The 8,777-nt window shown below is 73.0% G+C and carries 8 protein-coding genes and 1 pseudogene; 2 read left to right on the forward strand and 7 right to left on the reverse strand.

From position 1 onward, the window contains the following. The first annotated feature begins 354 nt into the window (after positions 1-354). Positions 355-3,951, forward strand: a complete 3,597-nt coding sequence (gene mfd / locus ABGA99_RS31700) for a transcription-repair coupling factor (protein WP_347583994.1) — start codon at positions 355-357, stop codon at positions 3,949-3,951. A gap of 27 nt (positions 3,952-3,978) precedes the next feature. On the opposite strand, the gene ABGA99_RS31705 is transcribed toward mfd, so the two are convergent. From ABGA99_RS31705 to ABGA99_RS31720, 4 genes are all read right to left on the reverse strand, one after another. Beyond that, positions 3,979-4,413, reverse strand: a complete 435-nt coding sequence (locus ABGA99_RS31705; RefSeq protein WP_347581807.1) for a TA system VapC family ribonuclease toxin — start codon at positions 4,411-4,413, stop codon at positions 3,979-3,981. Continuing rightward, positions 4,410-4,652, reverse strand: a complete 243-nt coding sequence (locus tag ABGA99_RS31710; RefSeq protein WP_234380423.1) for a DUF2191 domain-containing protein — start codon at positions 4,650-4,652, stop codon at positions 4,410-4,412. The genes ABGA99_RS31705 and ABGA99_RS31710 overlap by 4 nt, the downstream gene beginning before the upstream one ends. 111 nt (positions 4,653-4,763) lie before the next feature. Beyond that, a complete protein-coding gene (locus tag ABGA99_RS31715) occupies positions 4,764-4,937 on the reverse strand; it encodes a hypothetical protein (RefSeq protein ID WP_347581805.1) in 174 nt (57 codons plus the stop codon). A gap of 70 nt (positions 4,938-5,007) precedes the next feature. After that, complete coding sequence (locus tag ABGA99_RS31720) at positions 5,008-5,493, reverse strand: DinB family protein (protein ID WP_347581804.1); 486 nt, start codon at positions 5,491-5,493, stop codon at positions 5,008-5,010. 117 nt (positions 5,494-5,610) lie between these two features. Between ABGA99_RS31720 and ABGA99_RS31725 the strand changes: the two are divergent. Further along, positions 5,611-5,996: pseudogene (locus tag ABGA99_RS31725) on the forward strand (XRE family transcriptional regulator). Between the two features lie 2 nt (positions 5,997-5,998). Here ABGA99_RS31725 and ABGA99_RS31730 read toward each other — a convergent pair. The 3 genes from ABGA99_RS31730 to ABGA99_RS31740 all read right to left on the reverse strand — a co-directional run bounded on the left by ABGA99_RS31730 (position 5,999) and on the right by ABGA99_RS31740 (position 8,361). Further along, a complete protein-coding gene (locus ABGA99_RS31730) occupies positions 5,999-6,496 on the reverse strand; it encodes a GNAT family N-acetyltransferase (protein WP_347581803.1) in 498 nt (165 codons plus the stop codon). A gap of 127 nt (positions 6,497-6,623) precedes the next feature. Next, on the reverse strand, positions 6,624-7,688 hold the full coding sequence (locus ABGA99_RS31735; RefSeq protein WP_347581802.1) for a cytochrome P450: 1,065 nt from the start codon (positions 7,686-7,688) through the stop codon (positions 6,624-6,626). A gap of 220 nt (positions 7,689-7,908) precedes the next feature. After that, a complete protein-coding gene (locus ABGA99_RS31740; protein ID WP_347581801.1) occupies positions 7,909-8,361 on the reverse strand; it encodes an ATP-binding protein in 453 nt (150 codons plus the stop codon). Positions 8,362-8,777: the final 416 nt, after the last annotated feature.

The raw sequence follows: 8,777 nt of genomic DNA on the forward strand, positions 1-8,777 counted from the left end.
CTGCTTTCCGGCGGGGGCGGGCCCTTAGGGGAGCGCGGGGGCGGTACGGCCCGGAGGTCGGGGTTCCACGGCGGCACCTGCGGCTTCTGGCTGGGGGCGCGGGCCGGGCGGGGGTACGGGCCCGGGGGCGGTCCGGGCGCCGGGCGAGGGCGCCGGGCGGTGCTGCGGCCGGGGCGGCCGGGCCGGCGGGTGCGGAGCCGTGGTGGCCGTCTGGCTGCCTGGGCGCGAGGTGTCGGCGGGGCGTCGTACGCTGGAGACCCCCGGGGCGTTCGCCGCCTCGGGCTGTTCGCGTTGCCCGCGGCGCCGGCCGCCTGCCCATCCACCCAGCACCCAGCCACCCGGAGCGGATGCCCCATGAGCCTGCACGGCCTGCTCGACGCCGTCGTCCGCGACCCCGCACTCGCCGAGGCGGTGACCGCCGCGGAAGGCGGCGCGCGGCCGCAGGTCGACCTCGTCGGCCCGCCCGCCGCCCGCCCCTTCGCGCTCGCGGCGCTCGCCGCGCGTACCCGGCGCCCGGTGCTCGCCGTCACCGCCACCGGCCGCGAGGCCGAGGACCTGGCCGCCGCGCTGCGCTCGCTGATGCCGCCGGGCCGCGAGGACGCCGTGGTGGAGTACCCGGCCTGGGAGACCCTGCCGCACGAGCGGCTGTCGCCCCGCTCCGACACCGTCGGCCGCCGCCTCGCCGTGCTCCGCCGCCTGGCCCACCCGGACCCCGACGACGCGGCCACCGGCCCGGTCTCCGTCGTCGTCGCACCGGTACGCTCCGTGCTCCAGCCGCAGGTCAAGGGGCTCGGCGACCTCAAGCCCGTGGCGCTGCGCAGCGGCCGGACCGCCGACCTGGAAGAGACGGTGCAGGCGCTGGGGGCGGCTGCGTACAGCCGGGTGGAGCTGGTGGAGAAGCGCGGCGAGTTCGCGGTGCGCGGCGGGATCCTCGACGTGTTCCCGCCCACCGAGGAGCATCCCCTGCGGGTGGAGTTCTGGGGCGACGACATCGAGGAGATCCGCTACTTCAAGGTCGCCGACCAGCGCTCCCTGGAGGTAGCCGAGCACGGCCTGTGGGCGCCGCCGTGCCGCGAGCTGCTGCTGACCGGTTCCGTACGGGCCCGGGCCGCCGACCTCGCCGTCCGCCACCCGCAGCTCGGCGAGATGCTGGGGAAGATCGCCGAGGGCATCGCGGTGGAGGGCATGGAGTCCCTGGCGCCCGTCCTCGTCGACGACATGGAGCTGCTGCTCGACGTGCTGCCGGCCGGCAGCATGGCGGTGTCCTGCGACCCCGAGCGGGTGCGCACCCGCGCCGCGGACCTGGTCGCCACGTCACAGGAGTTCCTCCAGGCGTCCTGGGCCGCCTCCGCGGGCGGCGGCGAGGCGCCGATCGACCTGGAGCTGCTGGGCCGGGCCTCGCTGTGGGGCATCGCCGACGTCCGCGAGCACGCGCGCGAGCTGGGCATGATGTGGTGGTCGGTCAGCCCCTTCTCCGCGGACGCCGAGCTTGAGGACGAGTCCCCTGGGCCCTGGGGGCCCGGGGAGGCCCCATCCCTGGAGCTGGGCCTGAACGCCCCGGAGGTGTACCGGGGGGACACCGCCCGCGCGCTCGCCGACACCAAGGGCTGGCTTGCCGACGGCTGGCGCGTGGTCTACCTCACCGAGGGCCACGGCCCTGCGCAGCGCACCGCCGAGGTCCTGGGCGGCGAGGGCATCGCCGCCCGCCTCGACGCCGACCTCGCCCCCGACACCCTCGCGCCGTCCGTCGTGCACGTCTCCTGCGGCGAGCTGGACCACGGCTTCGTCGCCCCCGGCCTGCGCCTCGCGGTGCTCACCGAGACCGACCTGTCCGGGCAGAAGGCCGCCGGCCGCGAGGGCGCGCGGATGCCCGCGCGGCGGCGCAAGCAGATCGACCCGCTGACCCTCCAGGCCGGCGACTACATCGTGCACGAGCAGCACGGCGTCGGCCGGTACCTGGAAATGGTGCAGCGCACAGTCCAGGGCGCCACCCGTGAGTACCTGCTGGTGGAGTACGCCCCCGCCAAGCGTGGCCAGCCCGGTGACCGGCTGTACATCCCCACCGACCAGCTCGACCAGGTCACCAAGTACGTCGGCGGCGAGGCCCCCACGCTGCACCGGCTGGGCGGCTCCGACTGGGCGAAGACCAAGTCCCGGGCGAAGAAGGCCGTCAAGGAGATCGCCGCCGACCTCATCAAGCTCTACTCGGCGCGCATGGCCGCCCCCGGCCACGCCTTCGCGGAGGACACCCCGTGGCAGCGCGAGCTGGAGGACGCGTTCCCGTACGTGGAGACGCCGGATCAGCTGTCCACCATCACCGAGGTCAAGGAGGACATGGAAAAGCCGATCCCCATGGACCGCCTCGTCTGCGGCGACGTCGGGTACGGCAAGACGGAGATCGCGGTCAGGGCGGCGTTCAAGGCGGTGCAGGACGGCAAACAGGCCGCCGTCCTCGTACCGACGACGCTGCTGGTGCAGCAGCACATGGGCACGTTCTCCGAGCGGTACGCGCAGTTCCCCGTGGTGGTGCGGGCGCTGTCCAGATTCCAGACGGACACCGAGGCCAGAGCCGTGCTCGACGGACTGCGCGAGGGCTCGGTGGACATCGTCATCGGCACGCACCGGCTGTTCTCGTCCGACACCCGGTTCAAGGACCTGGGCCTGGTCATCGTGGACGAGGAGCAGCGCTTCGGCGTGGAGCACAAGGAGCAGTTGAAGAAGCTGCGCGCCAACGTCGACGTGCTGACGATGTCCGCCACCCCCATCCCGCGGACGCTGGAGATGGCGGTCACCGGCATCCGCGAGATGTCGACGATCACCACCCCGCCGGAGGAGCGGCACCCGGTGCTGACCTTCGTCGGCCCGTACGAGGAGAAGCAGATCGGCGCCGCCATCCGCCGCGAACTGCTCCGCGAGGGCCAGGTCTTCTACATCCACAACCGGGTGGAGTCCATCGACCGCGCCGCCGCCCGGCTGCGGCAGGCCGTGCCGGAGGCGCGGGTCGCCACGGCGCACGGGCAGATGTCGGAATCGGCGCTGGAGCAGGTGGTGGTCGACTTCTGGGAGAAGAAGTTCGACGTGCTGGTCTCCACCACGATCGTGGAGAACGGCATCGACATCTCCAACGCCAACACCCTCATCGTCGAGCGCGGCGACACCTTCGGCCTCTCGCAGCTCCACCAGTTGCGCGGGCGCGTGGGCCGCGGCCGCGAGCGGGGCTACGCGTACTTCCTGTACCCGCCGGAGAAGCCGCTGACGGAGACCGCGCACGAACGGCTCGCCACCATCGCGCAGCACACGGAGATGGGCGCCGGCATGTACGTGGCGATGAAGGACCTGGAGATCCGCGGCGCGGGCAACCTGCTGGGCGGCGAGCAGTCGGGCCACATCGCGGGCGTCGGCTTCGACCTGTACGTCCGGATGGTCGGCGAGGCCGTCGCCGACTACCGCGCGACGATGGGGGGAGCCGACGGAAGAGCAGCGGAGGCGCCGCCGCCGGAGGTCAAGATCGAGCTGCCGGTCGACGCCCACGTCCCGCACGACTACGCCCCGGGCGAACGGCTGCGCCTGGCGGCGTACCGCGCGATCGCCTCGGTGACGTCGGAAGACGACATCCGCGCGGTCCGCGAGGAACTCACCGACCGCTACGGCCCCCTCCCGGAGCCGGTCGAGAACCTCCTGCTGGTCGCGGGCCTGCGCATGCTGGCCCGCGCCTGCGGCGTCGCGGACATCACCCTGCAGGGCACCCGCATCCGCTTCAGCCCGGTGACGCTGCGGGAGTCGCAGGAACTGCGCCTGAAGCGGCTGTACCCGGGCGCGGTGGTGAAGCCGGCGCTGAACCAGATCCTGGTGGACCGCCCGAAGCCGAAGCAGCTGGGTGCCCAGCCGCTGAAGGGCCGCGAACTGCTGGCGTGGGTGGGGGAACTGCTGACGACGATCCTGGACTCGTAGGGACGGGAGCGGGGGTGGGTACGGGCGTCACCCCTGGAGGGGATTGCGCACCCGGACACCGGGAAACCGGCTGAAGTCACGGTCTGCGGACCAGAGTTCCCGTACGCCGTGCATCCGGCACAGTGCGGCGACCCGCCCGTCGTGCACCATCGGCCCGGCGACCTTGCCCTGCTCCAGCGCCTCGCGGAGCACGGGCCAGTACCCGGTGCCCTCGGCGAGGAGGACGGCGGTGGGGGACTGGAGCCAGGCGTCGATCTGGGTCAGCGCCTGCTCGGTGGTGCTCGGCGGCTGGTAGATGCGCGGGTGGGTGGCGACGGAGAAGAACTCGTGCAGACACGGCCACGGCAGCGCCCACGGGGCCGACCCCTCGGCGAGCCCCCGCACGGCGGCCGCGGCCGCGTCGTGGAACGGGCTGTCCGCGCGGTGGGCGTAGACGAGGACGTTGGTGTCGAGGGCGATCACGCCCGGTCCCCGTAGGCGAGGTCGCGGATCTCGTCCCAGCTCGCCCCGCGCACGTCCCGCTGCAGCCCGTCGCCCGTCACGCTGGCGTCCCGCAGAGTGAAGGCGGCGCGGTCGGCCTCTTCGTCCAGGACGGCGCGCAGGCCCTGCTCGATGAGGGCCTTCAGGGTGGTTCCTTTGCGCCGGGCCGTCCGGCGCGCCTCGGTCAGCAGCGCGTCGGAGATGTCGACGGTGGTCTTCATATGGCTCACCATACCCATGAACCCATACTCCCATACGTGATGACACACCGTGTCGGGTCGTCACCCTGCGTGCGGGTGTGCGGATGTCGCGGGCCGCGGGCGTGCCTTCCGCTACGGGGCTTCGATGCCGGAGATGCGGTACTTGTGCACCTCGGCGTCGAGGATGCGGACGGACTGTTCGGCGTCCGGGCCGGTGCCGCGGAAGCGGAGCAGGTCCTCGTCGGTCTCCCACCGCTCGTAGACGTTGATCCGGTCCGCCTCGACCGGGGCGTGACGACGTTGCATCGACGTCACCGCCGCCTGAGCGCTCGCCCACGAGCGCCCTGCCCTCAACCCGCCCCGCGCCGCGCTCCGGTCAGCGGCCTGTGGCGCCGTCTATGTGTTCGCGGAGGATGTCCGCGTGGCCCGCGTGGCGGCCCGTTTCCTCGATCATGTGCGTCAGCGCCCAGCGTACGCTCGGCGCCTTCCCGCCCCGTCCCGGTACCTGCGCGCCCAGGTCCGTGCAGCCGTCCAGGACCCGGTTCGCGCCCTCGATCGCCTCGCGGTAACCCGCGACGATCTCCGCCACCGCCGACGCCGCCGGGGCTTCGAACGTCGACGGCCAGTCGGTGACCCGTTCGCCCAGGAACGTCGCGCGCTCGACGTACGTGAGGTGGTGCAGCAGGCCCAGCAGGTTCGTACCCGACGGGACTCCCGCCGTCCGCACCTGCGGTTCCGGCGCGGTCTCGACCTTCGCGGCGATCGACGTGCGCAGGTAGTCGAGGAACCCGCGCAGCGTCTCGGCCTCCGTGGCTCCGGTACGGGGCGGCGGGGTGTCCCTGCGGTGGGATGCGGTGGCCATGGTGGCGCTCCTCTCAGCGGGCAGCGGGCAGCGGGCAGCGGGCTGCGGGTGTGCGCTCAGTGTCGGCGGGCGGCCCGCCGACCGCGAGGTTTCTTGCGGTTGTGGCAAGCTCGTCCCGTGGACGGCGGATCGACGGCGGACGTGCTCGACGCGGTGGGCCCCCCGCCTGCGCACGCTGCACCGCGAGCGCGGCATCACCCTCGCCGACCTCGCCGCGACGACCGGCGTGTCGAAGAGCGCTCTGTCCCGGCTGGAGAACGGCCAGCGCCGCGCGACCCTGGAACTACTGCTCCCGCTCGCCCTACGTCCTGAACGGCCGCCTGCGCCTGGTCCTCGGCCGGCGCGACCTGACGCTGCCGCCCGGCGAGGCCGCCGAGTTCGACACCTCCGTGCCGCACTGGCCGGGCAGTGCCGACGGCGGGACGGTCGAGCTGCTGATCCTCTTCGACATGCAGGGCGTACGTACCCACGTGCGCACCGACCCGAAGCGGCACCAGCCGTAGCGTCACGCACGGGCGTCGAACGAGATCCAGACGTCGGGCGGCGCCCCGGGCCGATCCGCCACGGGCCTGCGTTCCTCGACCCAGGCATCGCCGGCGACCTCGGCGGCGACACGGCGCCAGAAGCAGCCCGCGGCGGGGTTGCCGTCCTGGAAGGCGACCTCCCACGGCCCCGGGTGTCGGGACACGACCTGCCGCACGGCACGCAGCCCGACCCCCGATCTCCGTGCCCCGCGCACCACGAAGAACGCGCTCAGCACGTGCGTCGGGCCGGACAGGACTTCCACGAGCGCAAGTCCGGCCGGGCGCCCGCGCAGCGTCAGGAGGTAGGGGATCCAGCCGGGGTCGGTCAACGCCGTCCGTATCGTTCGGCTCTGGAATGTCCCGTCGGGGTCGGGCAGTTGGCCGCCGAACTCCGTCATGTCGTGACAGCACATCAGCCACAGTCTTTCCAGGACGGCCCGGTCGGCGGCAGCCGCGAGACGGACCCGTACGTCCTTCATGAGATGCCCCTGACTGTGCCGGCCGCGCCCCTCTGCGGAGCGCGGCCAGGTCTTTCACCTCACCAGATGCGCCATGCCTGCTTGGCCGTCACGTTCTGAAGACGCCGGATGAACTTGCGCATGCTCCTCACCTCCCGTCGTCGCTCGAAACGACCGCCTGAGCGGAGGACGCGATGGTCGCCCGGCGGTACAGCCGGAAGTCGGGCGGGGTGATGATCCCCTGCACCCGCGGGCGGGCCGAGCCGCCGTGCACGACGAGACGGGACCCGTGGGAGAGGGCGGCCACCAGGGCGTTCGCCACGTCGAGGGCGATCGAGCCGCCCGTGCACGCGCGCGGCCCGGCGCCGAAGGGCAGGAACGCCCCGCGGGCGGTGTCGTGGGCCCAGCGGTCGGGCCGGAAGCGGTTCGCCTCCGGCCAGACGTCCTCGTTCCGGTGCAGGAGGTACACGCAGACCGCGACGGTCTCCCCGGGCGCCACCGCGGTGCCCGCCACCTCGTGGGGCAGCCGTACTGTACGGGTGAGCAGCCAGGCGACGGGCCAGAGGCGGAGGGCTTCGCGCACGGCCCGGTCCGGGCGTACGGCGGCGAGGTCGACCCCGGCGTGGGCGGCGAGCAGCAGCGTCCACGCGACGACATGGGCGACGGGGGCCACGCTGGTGCGGAACAACTGGACGTATGCGCCGGCGATCTCCAGCGCGTCGGTGTCCGCGGGCGTCGCCGTACGGACCGCCTCCAGCAGGTCCTTCGGCGCCGCCGGGCGCACACCGGTGGCGCTGTCCGCCCGCCGGCGTATCCGCACCTCTTCGGCCACCGCACGGTTCAGCCGTGCGCGCAGCAGGTGCTGCGGCACCCGGGCCGGGGGGTTGGACGAGCGGATCAGAACGTCGTGCCGGCGGACGCACCGTGCCATGAGGTGACGCAGCCGCGGGCTGCTGTCCGGGTGCAGCAGCACGTCGGCGAGGGCATCGTGCACCATCACGTGACCGGCGTGCGGCCACCTTGAATCCTCGCCCAACCCCGCGACGACCTGCGCGAACAGGTTCTCGCGGCCGGCTAGTCGGGCCCGCAGCACCCGCCGCGCCGCACGCCCCACGGCCACCTGCGTCACGGGGTCGGCAAGCCGCCCACCGCGGGGCCGCAGAAACTCGGTGACCTCCTCGTACCGCCGGCCGTTGTCCCGGAGCACCTGCACCGCGTTCCCGGGATCGGCGACGCACAACGCCCCACCGGGTAATCGGAAGGGAGCCCCGTGGGCTCGGGCAGCCCTTTCGACGAAGCCGATCGGATCCCGGCGGAAACCACGCTCCGCAACCATGCCGCGGCACCCCCTCCCGGCCTTGGGTGCATTGTCGCTTTCTTCCCGGCCGAAGGGAGGAGAAGAAGCGGGATCTGTCCGGAAAAAGCCGCAGCCGCTAGCCGGACAGATCGAGTTCGGCGCGGACCGTCTTGCCGACCGGCACCCGGTCCAGCACCGCCCACCGGTCCGCCAGCATGTCGACGAGCAGCAGCCCCCGCCCGGATTCCCCCTCGGGTACGGGCATCGCGCCCACCTGCTCCGGACCGGGCGGGCGCCGCCCCAGGGCGTCGGAGACCTCGATCCGGATGGACTGCCCGAGGAGCGAAAGCCGCAGCTCGAAGTCCCGTCCGGGCACGCGGCCGTGGGTCACGGCGTTCGCCGCCAGTTCGGCGACGACGGCGGCGGCGTCGCAGACGGTGGCGGTCTGCGGCACACCCCAGGAGTGGAGCTGCACGATCGTGAGGTGCCGCGCCAGCCGCGCCCCGAGCGGGGTGGAGCTGAAACGCTGACTGAACACACGTACGGTGACGGGCGGGGGGAGCGGGTGTGGCGTGGAGGGTGCGGTCATGCCCTCGAATCTGGCCCGGGGTGTGCGTAGTTGGCCAGGTCAGAGGTGTGTACACGCTGAAAGGTACGCGACGGTGGGAGGGACGGTACCCCTCACTACCCGTAACCCTGGCGTGGGTGCGTGAGGGTGGCGGGGTTTGGGTGGGCGTGGTTGTGGGGTGGGTGAGCGTGTGGGCGGGGCGGTTCGGGGGTTGGACCGTCCGGCCCGTTCGTGCCCTCTTGTTCCCCTCTCGTGTCCAGTCGTGTCCAGTTCTTCCCTCACGCCCGCCCGAGGGTATGCGGCTGGTCTGACAGTGCCCTGTGCGTGCGGTTCTTCCCTCACGCCCGCCCAAGGGTAGGCGGGTGGTCTGACAGTGCGGGTGTGGCGGGGTGTTGAGCCGGTACGTCGTGAAGGTGGGGCGGGTGCGGGGGGTGCGG

Origin of the sequence: Streptomyces sp. B5E4 (assembly GCF_039871555.1) — a bacterium.
Classification (GTDB): domain Bacteria; phylum Actinomycetota; class Actinomycetes; order Streptomycetales; family Streptomycetaceae; genus Streptomyces.